Below are 18,771 nucleotides of genomic sequence, written 5' to 3' on the forward strand. Positions count from 1 at the left end.
CCGGTAAGGAGAACCGCACCGCACCCGCATGCGTCGATGTCTCAGGACAACGGCATCGGCGAGTCGTTCGTCCACAGCCGGGAACAAAGCGGAATGAGTCGTTTCCACAGCCTTACCCGCAGCTCACGTGGGCCTGGCAGACTGGCGCGCCAAGGCGCAGGAACGGCGCGAGGAGTTCACGCGAGGAGATCCGGATGTCCATGGCAGGGAATCTGCGGAAGGTCACGAGCCTCGGCGGGGTCGGCGGCCTTCGCAAGGTGGCTCGGCTGGCCAGGCGGCGCCCGCGCGTCGACCTGAGCCACCCGGCCCGCTCCCCGCTGGGCTCCTCGGTGGTGAACTGCGTGACGTACCGGGACGGTGTCCGCACCCCCGTGCGCGGGGATCTGGTGGATGTCGTGGAGCGGGTGCGCAAGCGCCGGGAGGGCTTCGTCTGGCTCGGGCTGCACGAGCCGACCGACCAGGAGTTCGCGGGCATCGCCGAGCTCTTCGACCTGCACCCGCTGGCCGTCGAGGACGCCGTCGAGGCCCACCAGCGCCCCAAGCTGGAGCGGTACGGGGAGACGCTCTTCGCGGTGTTCAAGACGGTCTGCTACGTCGAGCACGAGGAACTCACGGCCACCAGCGAGGTGGTGAACACCGGCGAGATCATGGTGTTCGTCGGCGAGGACTTCGTGATCACGGTGCGGCACGGCCGGCACGGCTCGCTGGGTCCGCTGCGCGAGGAGCTGGAGTCCGATCCCGGCCAGCTGGCCAAGGGCCCGTCCGCGGTGCTGCACGCGATCGCGGACCACGTGGTCGACGACTACCTGACCGTCACGGACTCGATGCAGGCGGACATCGACCAGGTCGAGACGGATGTCTTCGCGGAGACCGGTGCGCGCGCCGACCCGGGGCGCATCTACCAGCTCAAGCGTGAACTCCTCGAGCTGAAGCGGGCCGTGGTGCCGCTCAGCCGCCCGCTGGAGGATCTCGCCACCCGGCCGATCCGAGCGGTCGATCCTGAGATACAGGCGTACTTCCGCGACGTCTCGGACCATCTGCTGCGGGCGAAGGAGCAGATCGCCTCCTTCGACGAACTGCTCAACTCCATCCTGCAGGCGCACCTCGCGCAGGTCACGGTCGCTCAGAACGAGGACATGCGGAAGATCACGGCCTGGGCCGCGATCATCGCCGTGCCGACGATGGTCTGCGGGGTGTACGGCATGAACTTCGAGCACATGCCGGAGCTGCACTGGCGGTACGGCTACGGCATGGTCATCGGCGTCATATCCGTCGCGTGCGTGACGCTGTACCGGGCGTTCCGGCGCAGCGGCTGGCTCTGACACGGGCCGTGACGCCCGGGGAGTGACCGCGGGCGGGACCTCCGGGTGCCCCGGGGTCAGCGTGTGGTGGTGGAGTAGACGCTCTCGGCCCAGGAGGCGATCTGGTCGTCCGCCAGGTGCCGGGCCAGGTCGGCTTCGCTGATCATGCCGACCAGGCGCTTTTCGTGGATCACGGGCAGCCTGCGGATCTGGTGCTCCCGCATCTCGCGGAGCACTTCGCCGACATCGGCGTTCGCGTCGATCCAGCGCGGGGTGCCCTTTGCCATCTCACCCGCGGTGATCCGGGCGGGGTCGTGCCCCATGGCGACGCAGCCGACGACGATGTCGCGGTCGGTGAGGATGCCGCAGAGCCGCTCGTTCTCGTCGCTGATGGGCAGGGCGCCGACGTTCAGTTCGCGCATGAGCTGGGCGGCGCGGTCGAGGGTTTCGTGGGCGGGGATCCACTGGGCGCCGCGGTGCATGATGTCTCCGGCGGTGGTCATGAAGTACCTCCCGAGGCCGGACGGCCGGCGCGGTGCGGGACGCACCGCGAGTCCCGACGCCCTTCATTCTCGCCGCGCCACCGGATGCCCGCACACGGAACCCCGTCCGCATCCATCCGACGGCGAGCAGCTACTCAACCGCTCCAGGCCGGATGGCGCGGATCGTCGGCCCGTACCAGGACGTCGGCCGTGCCGGCCGGGTCCGTCTCGTGCTCGTAGCGCTCGAAGGCCGGGAGGGTCCAGTGCTCGGCGTCGGGCGTGCGACGGCGCAGGGCGCCCGGGGAGAGCAGGACGTGAACGCTCAGGTCGAAGGGGAACCAGTGCCGAAGGAGGAAGGGTCCGTGCAGCAACAGGACGCCACCGGGCGGGAGTTGGGTGTAGGGGCTGCGGGTGGCGCGGTCGGCGGCCGGGTCCCAGAGGTCGGGCAGGACGCGGCCGTCGCCACCGGCTTCGAGAGGGCCGAACACCTCGCGCCACAGGGCGCCGGTGTCGTACCAGCCGTTGTAATAGGCCTCCACGTCCCGGTGGCCGTACTCCAGCCGCACCGAGGCGGGGCGCAGAAAGCCCTCCGTGCCCACGACGAGCGACGGGCGGCCGCGTATGCGCAGTGCCTCGGAGACGCGCTGGGCGAGATCCCCGGGGCGGGCGGCCGGGGCGCCGTCGAAGGCGATGCGGGGCCAGGGAGCGCCGTCGGCGGGCTTCAGGTCGAGGAGGCGCTCGGCGAGCAGGTCGCCGAGCCGGTCCCAGGTGATCGCTTCGAGTCGCACACGGCCCATGATGCGACAGGCCGGGGCAGGAGCTGTCACGCCCGCGAGTTCTTCGGACGCCGGGGAGGGACAGGCCGCAGGGAGGCGTCGAGAGGGCCGGGGTCGGTCGTGGCGGACGTAGTTCGTCCCGTCCTCAGGGGGAATGAACCACGTATGGTCCCCCGCGCGATGCTTCCGCCCCTCACCGGGCTCCTCGTCTTCCAGCCTCTCAAGCGCCGGTACTGCGCCGAGTGCCGGCGAGGCCCGCTGCCGCTGCTCGTCCTGGAGGACGGCGCCCCGCGCTGCCTCGACTGTGCCGACCTCGGGCATCTGGTGTTCCTGCCGAGCGGCGACACCGCGCTGACGCGCAGATCTCGGGAGGAGAGCACGCTGTCGGCGGTGGTCGTGCGGTTCAACCGGCGCAAGAGCCGTTACGAACGCCAGGGCGTTCTGGTCGAGGAGGCGGCGCTGGCGAGGGCCGAGCAGCGGTGTCTCGCGGACGCCGAGGCACGGCGGCGGCGCCGGGTGCGGGACGCGCGGCGGCGGGCAGCTCAGGACGAGCTGTTCGCTCTGACGTTCGCGGCGGAGATACGGCGGCTGTATCCCGGATGCCCCACCGGCCGGGCACGCGCCATCGCCGCCCACGCCTCGGAGCGGGGCAGCGGGCGGGTGGGCCGCAGCGCTGCGGGACGGGCGCTGACCGAGGCGGCGGTGACCTCGGCGGTCGTGGCGTCCGTGCGGCATCTGGACACGCCGTACGACCGGCTGCTGATGAGCGGGGTGCCGAGACACGAGGCGCGGCGGCGGATCGCGGCGGCGGTGCATACGGTGCTGAGGGGGTGGACCGAGGCGGGGCTCGATTCCGCCGGGTGATCCGGCCGAGCGTCGGCCGGCAGTCCCGTGTCGACAGGCGGACACGGCCGTTCGGGGGATCGTGGACGTTCGCTCATGGCCCCGCGCCGCTCGGCCATGGTCACTGTGCTCGTACGGGAATTCACTTGTGGTGAGGAAGGGTGCCGGGCAGGATCCCGGCTCGACGGGCGGGAGAGGCTGACATGATCGACGGACCGTACTTCGTGCTGACGGTGCTGGGGGTGCTCGGGACCGGTCTGGTGGCCGGGGTGTTCTGCGGCTTCTCGACCTTCGTCATGCGGGGCCTGGCCACGCTGCCGCCCGCGCAGGGGGTCGCCGCGATGAACGCGATCAACGTGGCCGCGGTGACGCCGCCCTTCATGGCCGTGTTCCTCGGGTCGGCGGTGCTGTGCGCGGTGATCGCCGTGGTGACGTTCGTGCTGTGGCCGGAGGAGGGGACGGTGGAGCTGCTGGTGGGCAGTGCCCTGTACCTGTTCGGCTCGTTCGGGCTCACCATGGTCGCGAACGTGCCGCGCAACGACGCGCTGCTCAAGCTGGATCCGGGCACGTCGGAGGCGGCCGCGTACTGGCCGGCGTATGTGCGCGAGTGGACGATGTGGAACCACGTCCGCACGGCCGCCTCGGCCGGGGCGGCGGTGGCGTACGTGCTGGCGCTCACCTGACAGCGCTCATCGACAGCTCGCGGCGACGGGCACCGGCCCGGAGGCGGACGTATCGTGGCCGGAGGAGGACCGCCCGACGACGCACGGCCTGTGACACGCGCACGCAAGGAAGACGGCCATGGCCGATCCCAAGGGTTTCATGACCACGCCCCGCCAGGACTGGCCGCGGCGGCCGGTGGAGGAGCGGGTGCGGGACTGGGACGAGGTCTACGTCCCCGGGGCGCTGCTGCCGATCATCAGCAAGCAGGCCGATCGCTGCATGGACTGCGGCATCCCCTTCTGCCACGACGCCTGTCCGCTGGGCAACCTGATTCCCGAATGGAACGACCTGGTGTCGAGGGAGGACTGGCGGGCGGCGGCCGACCGGCTGCACGCGACGAACAACTTCCCGGAGTTCACCGGCCGGCTGTGCCCGGCGCCGTGCGAGGCGGGGTGTGTGCTGGCGATCAACCAGCCGGCCGTCACGATCAAGAACGTCGAGTGCGCGATCGCCGACCGGGTGTGGGAGGAGGGCTTCGCGCCGCCGAGGCCGCCGGAGCGGCTGTCCGGCAAGACGGTCGCGGTGATCGGTTCGGGGCCCACCGGGCTGGCCGCGGCCCAGCAGCTGACCCGGGCCGGGCACACGGTCGCCGTGTACGAGAGGGCCGACCGGCCCGGCGGGCTGATGCGGTACGGCATCCCCGAGTTCAAGATGGAGAAGCACCATCTTGAGCGGCGGCTGGAGCAGATGCGGGCCGAGGGGACCAAGTTCCGTACGTCGACGTCGGTCGGACGGGACATCGGGGCCGATGAGCTCCGGACCCGGTACGACGCCGTGGTGCTCGCCACGGGGGCGACCGCCTGGCGTGAACTGACAGTGCCGGGGCGGGAGCTGACGGGGGTTCACCAGGCGATGGAGTACCTGCCGCTTTCCAACCGGGTGTGCGCGGGCGACCTGGAGACGTCCCCGCTGTCTGCCGCCGGGAAGCACGTCGTCATCGTCGGCGGCGGCGACACAGGCGCGGACTGCCTGGGCACGGCCGTCCGGGAGGGCGCCGCGTCGGTGACCCAGCTGGACATCTACGCGCTGCCGGAGGCCCAGCGCGACGAGGACGCCGAGCCCTGGCCGACGTATCCGATACGGATCTACCGGCTGTCCGCCGCGCACGAGGAGGCCCGTGATCTGCGGACCGCTCCGGTCGCCGACGCGGACGCGCGGCTGTTCGCGGCGTCCACGCTGCGCTTCGACGGAGACGCGGAGGGGCATGTGCGGTCGCTCCACCTGGTCGAGGTGGACGCGCGGCGCCGCCCGGTGGACGGTACCGGGCGGACGCTCCCCGCCGACCTCGTGCTGCTCGCCCTCGGCTTCTCCGGGCCAGACCGGCAGGACGGGCTCGTCGACCAGCTGGGGCTGGCGATGGAGCCCCGCGGCACCGTCGCGCGTGACGCCGGTTTCGCCACGAACGTGCCCGGCGTGTTCGCCGCGGGCGACGCCGCCCGGGGGCAGTCGCTCATCGTCTGGGCGATCGCCGAGGGGCGGGCCGTGGCAGCCGCGGTGGACCTTCACCTGACGGGCAGTTCGCGGCTGCCGTCACCGATCGGGCCGTACGACCGGCCCATGGTGGTCTAGAAAGACCGGCCCATGGTGGTCTGGAAAGACCCGCCCATGGTGGTCTGGAGGGACGACCGCTCGGCAGGTGGTCACCGCTCGTCCGTGCCCGCCACCTTCGCCGTGGACAGCGCCACCCGGTTCCATGTGTTGATCGTGCAGATCACGGCGAGGATCTGGGCGAGTTCCCGTTCCTCGAAGAGGGACGCGGCCTGCGCGTAGACATCGTCCGGGACACCCGCGTCGGCGACGAGGGTCATCGCCTCCGTGAGGGCGAGGGCCGCCTGCTCCCGCTCGGTGAAGAAGTGGCGGGCCTCGCGCCAGACGGCGACCATGTGCAGCCGGTCCTCGCTCTCGCCGGCCTTGCGGGCGTCGTTGGTGTGCATGTGGAGGCAGTACGCGCAGTGGTTGAGGTGCGAGGCGCGGATCTGGATCAGTTCGACGAGGGCCGGGTCGAGGCCCTCACGGGCGGCGGCGTCGAAGGCGATGAGGGCCCGGAATGCCTTCGGGGCGGACTTGGCGAACTCCAGCCGGGCCGTTCCCGTCGAGTGCGCCCGCGTCGTGTTCGTGGTCGTGTTCGTCGTCATGTCCCTCAACCTACGAGCCGCAAAGACCCGCTGTAGGGTGCATTTCCATGGTGAATTCGTGGGTCAATTCCGCGGAGCGGATCGGGTCCGACCTGCATCTGGAACTGTCCGGGCCGGGCAGCCGGCGCACGGCGCTGATCCGGGCGCTGCGCGAGGCCGTACGCGACGGGCGGCTCGCTCCGGGCACGCGGCTGCCGCCGTACCGCTCGCTCGCCGCCGACCTCGGTGTCGCCCGCAACACGGTGGCCGACGCCTACGCGGAACTCGTCGCGGAGGGCTGGCTCACCGCCCGTCAGGGCTCGGGCACCCGGGTCGCGGAGCGGGCCGAGCCGCTGCGTCCCGCCACTCGCGTGCCCAAGAAGGCACCTCCACGCGCGCGTGGCCCCCGGCACAACCTGCTGCAGGGCACGCCGGACGTCTCGGCGTTCCCGCGCGCGGCCTGGCTGGCCTCCTACCGGAGGGCGCTCCAGCAGGCACCCAACGAGGTGTTCGGCCCGGGCGATCCCGCCGGCCGGGCCGAACTGCGCGAGGCGCTCACCGAGTACCTGGCCCGCGCGCGTGGGGTGCGGACCGAGCCCGGCCGGATCGTGATCTGCTCCGGCTTCGCGCACGCGCTGCGGCTGCTGTTCGGCGGCGGCGTCCTGCGCGGGCCCCTGGCGGTGGAGGCGTACGGGCTCGGATTCCACCGGGAGGTCCTCGCGGCCGCCGGGGTGCGCACCGTGCCGCTGCCCCTCGACGAACACGGCGCCCGGGTCGACCGGTTGGGGCGCGAGCGTGCCGTGCTGCTCACGCCGGCGCACCAGTTCCCGACCGGCGGGCCGCTGCACCCCGCGCGCCGGGCCGCCGTGATCGACTGGGCACGCGCGCGTGGCGGGCTGGTTCTGGAGGACGACTACGACGGGGAGTTCCGCTACGACCGCCGGCCGGTCGGCGCCGTCCAGGGGCTCGACCCGGAGCGCGTGATCCACATCGGCTCGGTCAGCAAGAGCCTGTCACCGGCGGTGCGGCTGGGATGGATGGTGCTCCCGGAGCGGTATGTCGGGGACGTACTCGCCGTGAAGGGCGAGCGCGAGGCCTGGGTGAGCGTCCTCGACCAGCTGAGCCTCGCCGACTTCGTCGTCTCCGGGTCGTACGACCGTCATGTACGGCGGATGCGGCAGCGGTACCGGAGCCGCCGGGACCGGCTCGTCGCGGCGCTCGCCGAGCACGCGCCGCAGGTCGAGGTCACGGGCGTCGCGGCCGGGCTGCACGCGGTACTGCGGCTGCCGCCCGGCACCGAGGCGTCCGCGGTCAAGGCCGCCGCCTGGCGGGGCATCGCCCTCGACGGCCTCGGCGCGTTCCGGCACCCGGACACGGACATGGCGGTGAGCGACGGCCTCGTCGTGGGATACGCGACTCCCTCGGAGCATGCCTACGGGCCGGCCGTGGAGGCGCTGTGCGGGGCGCTGCCGCCGCCGTGACCGGCCCGTCGGAAGCCCCTCAGGGCTTGCGCGCCACCGCCCCGTATCCCGGAATCACACCGTCGTCCTGCCCGGGCACGGGCTCGCCCAGCTCGGGGTGCCAGTGGTGGGGCACCTCGACACCGGGTTCGACGAGGTCCATGCCGTCGAAGAAGCGGGTGAACTCCTCGCGGGAGCGCAGGGCCAGGGTGACGCCGGCGGCACGGAGCTTCTCGGTCGCCGCCCTGGACTCCTCCGGTGTGAAGTCCGCCGTGGCGTGGGTGATCACCAGGTAGCTGCCGGAGGGCAGTGCGGCGAGCAACCGGCTGACCAGGTCGTGCCCGCCGTCCTCGTCGGAGACGAAGTGCAGCAGCGCGACGAGCGACAGCGCGACGGGCCGGGTGAAGTCCAGGACCTTGCGCGCGCCCTCCAGGATGGCGTCCGGGTCGCGCACGTCGGCCTGGAGGTACTCGGTGGCGCCCTCGTCCGTGCCGCGCAGCAGGGCCGCCGCGTGGGCCAGGACGATGGGGTCGTTGTCGCAGTAGACGATCCGGGCGTCTGGGGCGATCTCCTGGGCGACCTGGTGGAGGTTGGGCTCGGTCGGTATGCCGGTGCCGATGTCCAGGAACTGCCGTACGCCGTTCTGCGCCAGCCAGCGCGTGGCCCGGTGCATGAAGGCGCGGTTGACGCTCGCCATCACCGGCACCCTCGGGTCGAGGGTGAGCATCTGCCGCCCCATCTCCTCGTCGACCGGGTAGTTGTCCTTGCCGCCGAGGTACCAGTCGTACATCCGTGCGGGATGGGGTCTGGTCGTGTCGATCTGGACGGCCGTGGTGGGGTCCTGCCCGGTCATGAGGCACTCCGTAAGGCGCAAAGGGTGGTCAATTCAGCACCAGCGTCGAAAAGTTGAGCTTCAGAACGTCGAGCGTCGGAAGGTCGAACGTCAGCAAAGGCAATCACGTCAAGGCCATCACGTCAGGACAGCAGGAAGTCCGCCTTCCCCGCCTTCGCCCCCTCGATGAAGGCCGTCATCTCGTCGGTGGTGTAGATCAGCGCCGGACCGTCGGGGTCGGTGGACTGGCGGACGGCGATCCGGCCGTCGGCGAGCTTCATCGCCTCCAGGCAGTTCCCGCCGTTCCCGCCGCTCCACGGTTTGTGCCAGCCTTCGCTGCCCAAGTCACGCGCGGGCATGCCGTTGTAGACCTGTTTGCGCGGCTTGATGCGATCCATTCACAGCTCCTTGCGGAGATCCCGGAGGATCTCCTTCGTGCGATGTGCCGTAGCGGCCTGCGCCGCCATGCGGTCCATGACCTCGAGGTGGGTCGCCACCTCGGCGCGCGCGTCGAGATAGACCGCGCCGGTCAGGTACTCGCTGTAGACCATGTCCGGCAGTTCGGGCATGGCGAATCGGAACAGCACGAACGGCCCGTACGTGCCCGGGTGCGGCCCATTGGCGAACGGGGCGACCTGGAGCGTCACGTTGGGCAGCTTCGTGGCCTCGAGCAGTCTGTCGATCTGGGCACGCATCACCTCCGGGCCGCCGACCGGGCGCCGCAGCGCGGTCTCGTCCATCACGACCCACAGCCGGGGCGCGTCCTCGCGGGTGAGCAGGTCCTGGCGCCGCATGCGCAGGGCGACATGGCGCTCGATGTCGTCGGGCCGGGTCTGGCCGATGGCGCCGGAGCGGAGCACCCCGCGCGCGTAGTCCTCGGTCTGCAACAGACCGGGGACGAAATGGGGTTCGTAGCTTCGGATGACGCCGGCCGCGCCCTCCAGGCTCACGTACATCGAGAACCAGCCGGGCAGGATGTCGTGGAAACGCTGCCACCAACCGGGCTTGTTCGCGTCCTCGGCCAGCTGGACGAAGGCGTCGGCCTCCTCGTCGGAGATTCCGTAGGCCTTCAGGAGCAGTTGCAGATACGGGATTTTGAGCGCGACCTCGGCCATCTCCATACGACGGACCGTGGCGGGGGCGACGCGGAGGATACGGGCGGCCTCCTCGCGCTTCATCCCGGCGCGCTCGCGCAGATCCAACAGGCGTCGACCGAGGACGACCTGACCGACCGTCGGCGCGGACCGCGGTTCGCTCACGCTCCACCTCCACGAAGAGTTCTGACGAGCCGGCCACGAAAAGAACGCTGACAGCCCGGCGGCGCCATGCGAAGACCCTTTCGAAGAGCTGATCCGAACTGACGTTTCGAACGAATCTTCGACGATCTCAACTGGCGCCGCGCGGAGTGCTGTTGCGATGCAGTGTGCCACGGCCTTCCAGACCGTCACAGCGCACTCTGCAATTTTCAGAGTGACACTTGCCAAGTGTTCACGGCAGGGCGATAGTGGCAAGCGTGATTCCGTCCGCGCCCTTAGGAACAGACGCCGCCGCAGGCCCTCTCGGCCTCGGTACCGCCGGAGTCGGCCCTGTCGGGGCCGCTGCCGAGCGCCGGTTCCGTTTCGAGCTGGCCGCACATCCGGGTTCCCCCGCACAGGCCAGACGCCTGACGCGGGCCCGGCTGGCCGGCTGGTCGGTGTGTGAGGACACGTGCGACAGCGCGGCCCTGGTGGTATCCGAGCTGGTCACCAACGCCATCGTGCACACGGCGAGCACGCACATAGTGTGCGAGCTGCACGACGGCGACGACCTGGTGCGGATAGCGGTGCGTGACGAGGGCTGCGCCCCTGGCCAGCCTCACGCGGCCGGCCGGACGCGGCCCGAGGAGGAGCACGGGAGGGGACTGCTTCTCGTCGACGCCCTCTGCGAGGCCTGGGGTGCCCATGAGCACGACCTCGGGCTGCTGGTCTGGGCCGAGCTGCCGCGCACGGCGGACACCCCGGGCGACCCGTCGGGGCCCCGGAACGACCTGGGCTGGGGCGCCCGCCCGAAGCCGGGTCCGTCCGACGACTCGGGCGACGGGGACGGAGCCCACCAGGCGCGTCACACGAGGGGCGCGCCGGAGGTCCCCGCACAGGGGCGACGCCGAGAGCAGGGGGCGGCATGACGTCCGCGCAGGGTGGTCGCGTACTGAACCTGGACACACTGGCCCGCCTCCGGCGCGGGCTGCGTACGCCGGGTCCCGCCCTGCGCCTGCCCGTGCCCGACGGCATGACCGCGCCGCTCGGCTTCGACGCGGTCGCGGTTCCCGCCCGTCTCGGCCGGCTGGTGATGCCCCGGCTGCCCCGCGCGGGCTGTGTCTACGCCGACGGGACGCACTGGTGGTGGCTGGTGCCGGCCGACTCCGACCACGCCCTGGAGTGGCCGGCTCCCGCGCGGTACGCCACCGGCGCGGTCGTCCCGGACGCCCCGGAGATCCCCGAACTGATCCACCGCCCGGACGGCAAGCTTCCGTACACCCCGCCGATACCGCTGTACCTGGCCCTGTGCCGCGTGACGGGTACGGCGCCGGCTTGGTCGCGGCCGGTCAGCGCGTAGGGCTTGTCGAGCAGGGCTCGGTCGAGCACCGCTCAGTCAGCACGCGACATTCATCAAGCACGCCCGGGCCCAACGCGCAGCACCCATCACGCGCACGACCCGGCCGAGCCCGACCCGGCCGAGCCCGACCCGGCCGACGCGCAGCATCCATCACGCACGGCCCTACCGACGCACAGCACCTCTCGAACACCGGCCGGCCGCCACTCAGAGCCGGCCGAGCCCGACCCGGCCGACGCGCAGCACCCATCACGCACGACCCGGCCGACGCGCACGCCCAGCCCTGCATGACTCCTCCGGCGCGCAGGACCCGCCGAGCACATCCCGGTCGAGGCATACGCACCACCCCCCGACCCCGCGCCGCCCCACACCTCCCCCGGTCCGGTCGTGCGCCCGCGCGCATCCGGCGCCCCGGGCTGCGCCCTGCCCGGGCGGGCTCCGCCGCCGCGATAGTGGCCGTTCGTTCACGAGCGGGGCCTGAGCCGGGAGGTCGGTCGACGGTGGGGAAGAAGCGGACCGCGCCGGATGTGTCCGAGTCGGAGCGACTGCTCTTCGGCGGGCCACTGCGCTACGACATGGGCTGGAACCAGCACGCCGACGCGTTCCTGGAGCTGAACTTCCGCGCCATGATCACCCGGTTGCCGTCCCTGCTGTCGTCCAGCCTCCGGCTCGCCCGGCAGGCCGACCGGGGCGCCGCGCGGATCGTGCTGGCCTCCGAGGTGTGCCGGGGCGCGGCCCAGGCGGTGAGCCTGCTCGCGGTCAACAGCGTGCTGGCCCGGCTGATGGGCGGCGGGCCGATCGACGACCGGCTGCGCGGAGCCGTCCCCGCACTGGTCACGGTGGCCCTCGTCATGCTGCTCGCGGCACTGCTGCGAGCCGCGAGCACCTACGCCACCGGCCGCCTGGAGCCCAAGGTGGAGCGCGTGGCGACCGAGCGGTACCTGGAGCGGGCCGCGACCGTGGAACTGGCCGCGATCGAGGACCACGCCTTCCACAAGCTGCTGGACACCGCGCAGTACGGCGCCGCCTCCGCCCGCCGGATGATCATGTACGGGACGCGTGTGATCAACGCGATGATCTCCCTGGTCGCGGCGGCCGGCGTGCTGACCGTGCTGCATCCGGCCCTGCTGCCGCTGCTGGTGACGATGACGCTGCCGAGCGCCTGGAGCGCGCTGACCGTGGCCCGGCGGCGCTACGAGTCCTTCCATGCCTGGGTGCAGCATGCCCGCGCGGGCCGGCTGCTGGGCAACCTGCTGATCGAACCCGAGGCGGCCCCCGAGATCCGGGTGCACGGCGTGGGCGCGTTCCTGCTGCGGCACTTCCGCGCGATGTCGGAGACCGCCGAGGCCGAGCAGGCCCGTCTGGCCGGGCTCGCCGCCCGCACCGGCCTGATCGCGGCGGCGTGGACGGGCCTGGCGACGGTGGCGACGTACGCGACGCTCGGCGGACTACTGTTGGCGGGTTCGATGGCGCTGTCGGTGGCGGGTACGGCCGTGATCGCGATCCGGACCGGTTCGCAGAGCCTCGACACTCTCGTGGTGGAGGTCAACGCGCTGCACGAGGAGGCCCTCTTCGTCGGCGACCTGCAACGGCTGTACACGGAGGCGGCACAGCGCGCGATCCCTGCCGGCGGGCAGCCACTGCCGGAGGACCCGCGCGAGATCCGCTTCGAGAACGTCACGTTCCGCTACCCGGGCGACTCGGCCCGCCCCGCTCTCGACGACGTGACGCTCGCCCTCCCGCTGGGCCGGATCGTGGCCCTGGTCGGCGAGAACGGCTCCGGCAAGACGACCCTGGTGAAGCTGCTCGCCGGGCTGTACACCCCGGAGCGGGGGCGGATCCTGTGGGACGGCGTGGACGCGGCGACCGCCGACCGGCACCTGCTGGCCGAGCGGATCGCGATGGTGGCGCAGGACTTCAAGCGGTGGCCGTTCACGGCCCGGGTGAACGTCGCCCTGGGGCGGACGTCGGCGCCCGTGTGTGAGGAGCGGCTGGCCGCGTCGATCGCCGAGGCCGGAGCGGAGACGGTGGTCGCGGACCTGCCGCGCGGTCTCGACACGTTGCTCGCCCGCAACTTCAGCGGCGGGCACGAGCTGTCGGGCGGCCAGTGGCAGCGGCTCGGCATCGCCCGGGCGGCCTACCGCAGGGGCCGCATCCTGATCGTGGACGAGCCGACGGCGGCCCTGGACGCACGGGCCGAGCTGGAGGTGTTCGAACGGATCCGTGCCCTGGCCGACAGCGGCCAGACGGTCGTACTGATCACGCACCGGCTGGCGTCCGTACGCCACGCCGACCTGGTGCACGTCCTGGATCAGGGCCGGCTCGTGGAGTCCGGGACGCCGAACGAGCTGCTGGCCACCGGCGGGCTCTACGCCGAGCTGTACGCGCTCCAGGCGGAGCAGTTCACCAAGCCGCCCACGACGGTCACGCCGCCCCCGACCGCCCCGCCGACCGCCCCTGTCGCGAAGGTGCCGGCCCCGAAGGCGGGCTGAGCCACGCCTTCCCCGGTCCGTCCGTCAGGCCGTGGCGTCGGCGCTGTCCCCGCTGCGCACGATCACCAGGAACATGTCCGTCGCGAGGTCCATGACAACCTCGGCCGGCAGGCCCTCCAGACGCCGCGCCTGCGCGAACTCCTCCGCCGGCCAGGAGCCACGCGGCCCACCGGCGGGAAAGCGCTCGAGCACCGTTCGCCCGTTCACCCTGCACCTCCATGTCACGCTGTACTCGTAGAGTTAAACGCCAACCATGGGGTGAACGGCTCGCGAAGTGACGGTTCTGAGACGTAGTTGACACTCGTTCACCGCCAAGTGTGACCAACCTCTCAGCCTCTTGGCGGATGTGTTTACTTTGCGTGTCAATCGTCATACTCGTCGTGATAGCGGATGCGCTCGCTTCCCGCAGGCGCCCCAAGAGCCGACGAGCGCCCCTTGGGCTCCTCCCACGCCTCCTGCCTGCCCAGCGCGGTGAGGTCCAGCAGGCTGGTGGTCGAGCCGAGGCCGTCGAGGCCGCGCTCGTACGTCGAGTAGGTGTGGAAGACCCGCTCGCGGTCCCGCAGGAAGCAGCTGAGGCCGGGCCGCTCCACGAGCTCCCCCTCGCGTTCGAGCGTCACCTCGAAGTCGCGGTTGAAGTCACTCCCGTGCGACGAGTACCAGGGCACCGTCCAGCCCATCCGGGCCTTGAAGGGCAGGACCCTCGGGAAAGGCGCCCGGGAGACGGCCGCGAACGACGTGCCACGAGCCTTGAGATGGGCGAGATGACCTATTTGGTCCAGGAACGCCGAGCAGCTGCGGCAGCCGGTGTCCCACTCGGGCGCGAACATGAAGTGGTAGACGACGAGCTGGTGCCGCCCCTCGAACAGGTCGAGCAGGGTGGCCTTGCCGTCCCCGCCCTCGAACACGTACTCGTCGACCTCCACCATGGGCAGTCCGCGCCGCTCGGCGCCCAGCGCGTCCCGCGCGCGAGTGGCGGCCTTCTCCTTGACCAGCAGTTCCGCGAGCGCCGCACGCCACTGGTCGCGCGAGACGATCTCCGGAAACGACATGAACCCTCCTGTACCCCTCCTGTGGCAACGGTCCGTCCGGGGTGGTGACCGGTGGGAGGGGCGGAACTCATCGCCGGCTCACGAGGTTTTTTCCGCGTACGTCACCGGCAGCGCGACCAGACCCCGGGCGCGCGGGGAGGGGCGCCACCGCGGGGCGTCGGACGCGAGGGCGAGGTCCGGGAACCGCTCCAGCAGCGCGGCCAGGGCGATTTCGGTCTCGGCACGGGCCAGCGGCGCGCCCAGGCAGTGGTGGATGCCGTGGCCGAGGGCGAGATGCCCCGAGGTGTCCCGGCCGAGGTCGAGCCGGTCGGGGGCGGGGAATCGGGCCGGGTCGCGGTTGGCGGCGGCCAGGGACAGCAGGACGGTCTCGCCGGCGGGCACGGTGACGCCCCCGATCGTCATGTCCTCGGTCGGGAAGCGCCGGATGGCGAGCAGGGCGGGCCCCTCGTAGCGGGCGAACTCCTCGACGGCCGCCGGGATGCGTGCCGGGTCGGTGCGCAGGGCGGCGAGCTGCTCGGGGTGCTCCAGAAGGCTCAGCACGGCGTTGCCGATGAGCTGGACGGTGTTCTCGTACCCGGCGAAGAGGATGAGGAAGGCCAGGGACATCAGCTCGTCCTCGGTGAGCCGGTCGCCCTCGTCGCGGACCGCGATCAGGTCGGAGAGCAGGTCGTCGGCGGGCTCAGCGCGCTTGGCCGCGATCAGCCCGGTGAAGAAGCCGAGCATCCCCACGACCGCATCCTTGGCGGCGGCCGGGCGGGCCGGGTCGGGGGCGACGAGCGCGTCGCATCAGGATCCGTCCGTCGACGATCGTGGTGCGGACATCGGCCGAGCGGGCGCTGTGCACGAGGGTGGCGGCGAGGTCGTGGACGGGCCGGGTGTGCGGGCCGGTGAGATCGACCAGGACGATGTCCGCCCTGCGGCCCGGCGCGATGCTGCCGACGGTGTCCCCCAGCCCCACGGCACGGGCGCTCTGCAGAGTGGCGTGGTGCAGGGCCTGGCGGGAGGTCAGCAGGCGGGGGTCGCCCTCGGCCGACTTCTGGACCAGTGAGGTGAGGGCCATGGACTCCCACACGTCCAGGGAGTTGTTGGAGGCGGCGCCGTCGGTGGCGAGTCCGACGTCGACGCCGATGTCGCGCAGGGCGCGGACGGGTGTGGTGTCGGGCCAGGCGAACTTGAGGTAGCCGCGGGGCGCGGTGGCGACGGCCGTACGACCGCCCGCCCGTTCCAGAACCGGCAGGTCGCGGTCGGTGATGCCGGTGCCGTGGGCGATGAGCACATCCGTGTCGAGGATGCCGGTGCGGGCCAGGACCTCGATCGGGGTGACGCCGTGACGGGCGAGGCTGGTGTCCGTCTGGTCGCGGTTCTCCGCGGCGTGGAGGTGCACGGGCAGGCCGTGCGCGCGGGCGAGCTCGGCGGTGGCGGCGAGGTCGGCGTCGTCGACCGTGTAGGGGGCGTGGGGCGCGAGCGCGGTGGTGATACGGCCGTCGGCCGAGCCGCGGTGCCGCAGCGCGAACTCCAGTGACCGCTCCCGGCCCTCGGGGCCCTGCGAGGAGAAGTAGGCCTCGCCCAGCAGCGCCCGCATGCCGCACTCGGCGACCACCGCGGCGACCGCGTCCATGGCGAAGTAGTGGTCGGCGAAGCAGGTGACGCCGGCGCGGATCATCTCGGCGCAGGCGAGCCGCGCGCCCAGCTCGACGTCCTTCGCCGCCAGGTTGGACTCGACGGGCCAGACGACGTCGTTGAACCACTCCTCGATGGGCAGGTCCTCGGCGATGCCGCGCAGGGCGACCATCGGCGCGTGGGTGTGACAGTTGATCAGGCCGGGCAGGGCGACCTGGCCACGGGCGTCGAGCCGCTCGGCGGCGGCCAGGTCCGCCACCGCGGAGGTGCTCGTGACGGCCTCGACGATCCCGTTCCGTACGACGATCGCGGCGTCCTCCTCGAAGCCGATCCGCTCTTGATCGTCGTGCACGAGGACGGTGCACGCGCTGATGATGAGATCGGCGGGACGGTCCGCGGCAGAAGGCGTCATCACGCCAACGTACGACGAGGGCGCTATCCGGCGAGGGGTGTCCGGGGCAGTCGGAGCCCCACCCGTTCCCCGGGTCCGGTGAGTTCGTCGAGGACCGCGGCGAGCCGTTCCGTGTGGCGGGGGCCGATCCGGCCCGTGTCGTCGAGGTGCACGGCGCAGGCGGTGGTGGTGTCGACGAGACGTTCCAGGAGGTCGGCCACCTCGTCCGCGCCCTCGGTGTGCCGGGCGAGGGCGGGCAGTTCGTGCGCGGACAGGGAGATGGCCGTGCGGGCCTCGGCGAGAGTGCGGTAGGCCTCACGGCGCAGGGTCCAGCGGGTGGCGCGGTGGTCGGAGGGGGTGCCGGAGCCGCCGATGCGCGGGGCGTCGGCCTCGTCGAGGACGTGGGTGAGGTAGGCGTACGCGGCTCGGCTCGCCGCCGCCAGCCGGGCGCGCACTCCCCCGCCGCGCTGTCCGGGCATCGGCAGGTGCCCGACGATCAGCACGATCGCGCAGGCCAGCAGCGTTTCGCCGATCCGGCCCGCGGAGGCCTGTGGCTCGCCGCCGACCATGACCAGGGCGAGGACGAGGACGGTGACCACGGCGGTCTGGGCGGCGAAGTGCCGGGTGGCGACGGGTATCAGCGCCCCGCTGAGCGCGACGAGCGCGATGAGCCCTTCCGGCCGGGGCAGGACGACGGCGAACCCGGCGAAGAGGAGAGCGCCGAGGACGGTACCGGCGGCCCGGTTCAGCACCCGTGAGGCCAGCGGCCCCAGGTCGGGCTTGACGAGGAAGACGGCGGTGGCGGGCAGCCAGTACCAGTGCTCGTGCTCCCCGTACCACTGGCTCCGGTGCAGCGCCTGGGCGACCGCCGAACTGGCCCCGAAGCAGAGGGCGACGCGCAGTCCGTACTCGCGTCCGGCGGTACCGAAGGCGGCGCGCAGCCGGTCCCTGGCGGTACGGGGCCGGGTGTGCAGATCGCCGCCCCCGCCCTGGTCGAACACCTCAGCCGCCTGCAGAAGGGCGTCGTCGAGGGCGCGCAGGGCGGGCACCGAGCGGGAGGGGGCGGGCAGCGGCCCGGTGTGGGTGTTGTCGCGTACGGCGGCGGCGAGCCGCCGGGGGCCTTCGGAGGCCCGTTCGGAAACGGCCTCTTCGGCCCAGGCCAGCGCGGTGGCGGCCTCGGCGAGGGGCAGCGCGGCGGCGTACTGCGCGTGCAGCCGCCGCTCGGTGGAGGAGGAGGCGTACCGCCGCAGCCGTGGCCCGGCGAGCGCGTCCTGGGCGTGGTCGAGGGCGGCGGTGAGCGCGGCACGGCGGCAGATGGCGTCCGGCCCGCCGACGGCGTCGAGGAGCGCGGCGACCGCGTCGTACACGCCGGCCACGGCCGCCCGCTCCCCGTCGAAGCGGAAGTCACCGGCGAGGGAGCCGGGCGTGGGCAGCACGAGCCGTAGCACGAGCAGCCAGCCCGCCCCGGCGAGGAAGGCGAGCGCGCGCTCCCACCCCGCCTCGGGCAGGGGCATCCCCGCGCCGATCGCCGCGCCGACGAGCAACTGCGTCCCGGAAGCGGAGGCGACGGGCCCCACGGCGCTCATCCCCCCGGCGACGAGCCCGACGACCGTGAGGACCACGGTCAGCACGACCGCGCCGGTCTCGTCCCCGGCATACGTCCCGATCACCAGCCCCAGGGCACCGCCCAGCGCGGGCACCCCGAGCCGCTTGACCGAGCCCCGCCGGCTCCCGGGCCGGTCGTTGATCCCGGCGAGCATGGCGGCGATGGCGGCGACGACACCGAGCGACGTACGCCCCGTCTCCACGGCCACCAGCAACAACGGCCCGGCGGACAAGGCCCCCCGCGTCACCGCGCTCCAGGGCACCGGTCCCCGCTGAGCGCGCAGGGCGTGCGCGAGCCAGGGCGGCAGCACGAGGGAAAAACGGCGGGACCGGGACACAGGGCTCCTGTCGTCTCATCGAGGGCAGGGGTGGGCCTTCGGGCGACGGTGGCCGGGGCGGGGTGTGGGTGTCCACGGTAAGCGGGGTTCCTGGAGGAAAGGTTTCCGGAACGTGACGGAGTCCGGGAGAGCCGGGTTCTTTATGAACGCAAT

The 18,771-nt window shown here is 72.3% G+C and carries 18 protein-coding genes and 1 pseudogene; 8 read left to right on the top strand and 11 right to left on the bottom strand.

Annotated elements, in window-relative coordinates; all coding sequences use genetic code 11:
* Nucleotides 1-194 precede the first annotated feature (194 nt).
* Nucleotides 195-1,322, top strand: coding sequence for a magnesium and cobalt transport protein CorA (locus ACZ58V_RS27080; protein WP_382828024.1), 1,128 nt, complete (start codon nucleotides 195-197; stop codon nucleotides 1,320-1,322).
* A gap of 56 nt (nucleotides 1,323-1,378) precedes the next feature.
* On the opposite strand, the gene ACZ58V_RS27085 is transcribed toward ACZ58V_RS27080, so the two are convergent.
* Nucleotides 1,379-1,804, bottom strand: a complete 426-nt coding sequence (locus tag ACZ58V_RS27085) for a CBS domain-containing protein (RefSeq protein WP_468193313.1) — start codon at nucleotides 1,802-1,804, stop codon at nucleotides 1,379-1,381.
* A gap of 134 nt (nucleotides 1,805-1,938) precedes the next feature.
* Complete coding sequence (locus tag ACZ58V_RS27090) at nucleotides 1,939-2,580, bottom strand: nucleoside/nucleotide kinase family protein (RefSeq protein WP_471293053.1); 642 nt, start codon at nucleotides 2,578-2,580, stop codon at nucleotides 1,939-1,941.
* A gap of 159 nt (nucleotides 2,581-2,739) precedes the next feature.
* On the opposite strand from ACZ58V_RS27090, the gene ACZ58V_RS27095 reads away from it, so the two are divergent.
* The 3 genes from ACZ58V_RS27095 to ACZ58V_RS27105 all read left to right on the top strand — a co-directional run bounded on the left by ACZ58V_RS27095 (nucleotide 2,740) and on the right by ACZ58V_RS27105 (nucleotide 5,694).
* Nucleotides 2,740-3,423, top strand: coding sequence for a DUF2293 domain-containing protein (locus ACZ58V_RS27095; protein WP_471293056.1), 684 nt, complete (start codon nucleotides 2,740-2,742; stop codon nucleotides 3,421-3,423).
* A gap of 182 nt (nucleotides 3,424-3,605) precedes the next feature.
* Nucleotides 3,606-4,085 carry an anthrone oxygenase family protein gene (locus ACZ58V_RS27100; protein ID WP_468193318.1) on the top strand — a complete coding sequence of 160 codons (480 nt, stop codon included), beginning with the start codon at nucleotides 3,606-3,608 and terminating at the stop codon, nucleotides 4,083-4,085.
* Between the two features lie 118 nt (nucleotides 4,086-4,203).
* Nucleotides 4,204-5,694: a glutamate synthase subunit beta gene (locus ACZ58V_RS27105; protein WP_471293059.1), complete on the top strand. Its 1,491-nt coding sequence runs from the start codon at nucleotides 4,204-4,206 to the stop codon at nucleotides 5,692-5,694.
* A gap of 71 nt (nucleotides 5,695-5,765) precedes the next feature.
* Here the strand turns inward: ACZ58V_RS27105 and ACZ58V_RS27110 are convergent, their stop codons facing one another.
* Nucleotides 5,766-6,260: a carboxymuconolactone decarboxylase family protein gene (locus ACZ58V_RS27110; RefSeq protein ID WP_468193321.1), complete on the bottom strand. Its 495-nt coding sequence runs from the start codon at nucleotides 6,258-6,260 to the stop codon at nucleotides 5,766-5,768.
* A 47-nt stretch (nucleotides 6,261-6,307) separates the two neighbouring features.
* Here ACZ58V_RS27110 and pdxR point away from each other — a divergent pair, with 47 nt between their 5' ends.
* On the top strand, nucleotides 6,308-7,720 hold the full coding sequence (pdxR, locus tag ACZ58V_RS27115; RefSeq protein WP_471293062.1) for a MocR-like pyridoxine biosynthesis transcription factor PdxR: 1,413 nt from the start codon (nucleotides 6,308-6,310) through the stop codon (nucleotides 7,718-7,720).
* Nucleotides 7,721-7,739: 19 nt separating this feature from the next.
* On the opposite strand, the gene ACZ58V_RS27120 is transcribed toward pdxR, so the two are convergent.
* The 3 genes from ACZ58V_RS27120 to ACZ58V_RS27130 form a co-directional block, all read right to left on the bottom strand.
* Entirely contained in the window at nucleotides 7,740-8,552 is an 813-nt protein-coding gene (locus ACZ58V_RS27120) for an SAM-dependent methyltransferase (protein ID WP_468193324.1), read from the bottom strand.
* Between the two features lie 122 nt (nucleotides 8,553-8,674).
* Complete coding sequence (locus tag ACZ58V_RS27125; protein WP_184596785.1) at nucleotides 8,675-8,929, bottom strand: DUF397 domain-containing protein; 255 nt, start codon at nucleotides 8,927-8,929, stop codon at nucleotides 8,675-8,677.
* Nucleotides 8,930-9,790 carry a helix-turn-helix domain-containing protein gene (locus tag ACZ58V_RS27130; RefSeq protein WP_468193325.1) on the bottom strand — a complete coding sequence of 287 codons (861 nt, stop codon included), beginning with the start codon at nucleotides 9,788-9,790 and terminating at the stop codon, nucleotides 8,930-8,932.
* A 245-nt stretch (nucleotides 9,791-10,035) separates the two neighbouring features.
* Between ACZ58V_RS27130 and ACZ58V_RS27135 the strand changes: the two genes are divergently transcribed.
* The 3 genes from ACZ58V_RS27135 (at nucleotide 10,036) to ACZ58V_RS27145 (ending at nucleotide 13,615) form a co-directional block, all read left to right on the top strand.
* Nucleotides 10,036-10,695, top strand: a complete 660-nt coding sequence (locus ACZ58V_RS27135) for an ATP-binding protein (protein ID WP_468193326.1) — start codon at nucleotides 10,036-10,038, stop codon at nucleotides 10,693-10,695.
* Nucleotides 10,692-11,126, top strand: coding sequence for a hypothetical protein (locus tag ACZ58V_RS27140; RefSeq protein ID WP_468193327.1), 435 nt, complete (start codon nucleotides 10,692-10,694; stop codon nucleotides 11,124-11,126). Before ACZ58V_RS27135 ends, ACZ58V_RS27140 begins: the two co-directional genes overlap by 4 nt.
* A gap of 497 nt (nucleotides 11,127-11,623) precedes the next feature.
* Nucleotides 11,624-13,615 (top strand): ABC transporter ATP-binding protein, encoded by a 1,992-nt coding sequence (locus tag ACZ58V_RS27145; RefSeq protein ID WP_468193329.1) that lies wholly within the window; start codon nucleotides 11,624-11,626, stop codon nucleotides 13,613-13,615.
* A gap of 24 nt (nucleotides 13,616-13,639) precedes the next feature.
* Here ACZ58V_RS27145 and ACZ58V_RS27150 read toward each other — a convergent pair whose 3' ends face one another.
* The 5 genes and pseudogenes from ACZ58V_RS27150 to ACZ58V_RS27170 form a co-directional block, all read right to left on the bottom strand.
* Nucleotides 13,640-13,822, bottom strand: coding sequence for a hypothetical protein (locus ACZ58V_RS27150; RefSeq protein WP_189728827.1), 183 nt, complete (start codon nucleotides 13,820-13,822; stop codon nucleotides 13,640-13,642).
* Nucleotides 13,823-13,977: 155 nt separating this feature from the next.
* Nucleotides 13,978-14,664, bottom strand: a complete 687-nt coding sequence (locus tag ACZ58V_RS27155; RefSeq protein WP_471293067.1) for a DUF899 domain-containing protein — start codon at nucleotides 14,662-14,664, stop codon at nucleotides 13,978-13,980.
* 78 nt (nucleotides 14,665-14,742) lie between these two features.
* Nucleotides 14,743-15,447 (bottom strand): annotated as a pseudogene (locus tag ACZ58V_RS27160) (cytochrome P450); the annotation flags it as partial.
* Nucleotides 15,344-16,696, bottom strand: coding sequence for an amidohydrolase (locus ACZ58V_RS27165; protein ID WP_471293070.1), 1,353 nt, complete (start codon nucleotides 16,694-16,696; stop codon nucleotides 15,344-15,346). The gene ACZ58V_RS27165 and the pseudogene ACZ58V_RS27160, both read right to left, overlap by 104 nt.
* 23 nt (nucleotides 16,697-16,719) lie before the next feature.
* Nucleotides 16,720-18,618, bottom strand: a complete 1,899-nt coding sequence (locus ACZ58V_RS27170; RefSeq protein WP_471293072.1) for an FUSC family protein — start codon at nucleotides 18,616-18,618, stop codon at nucleotides 16,720-16,722.
* Nucleotides 18,619-18,771 lie beyond the last annotated feature (153 nt).

The organism is Streptomyces sp. NPDC040589, from assembly GCF_055594445.1.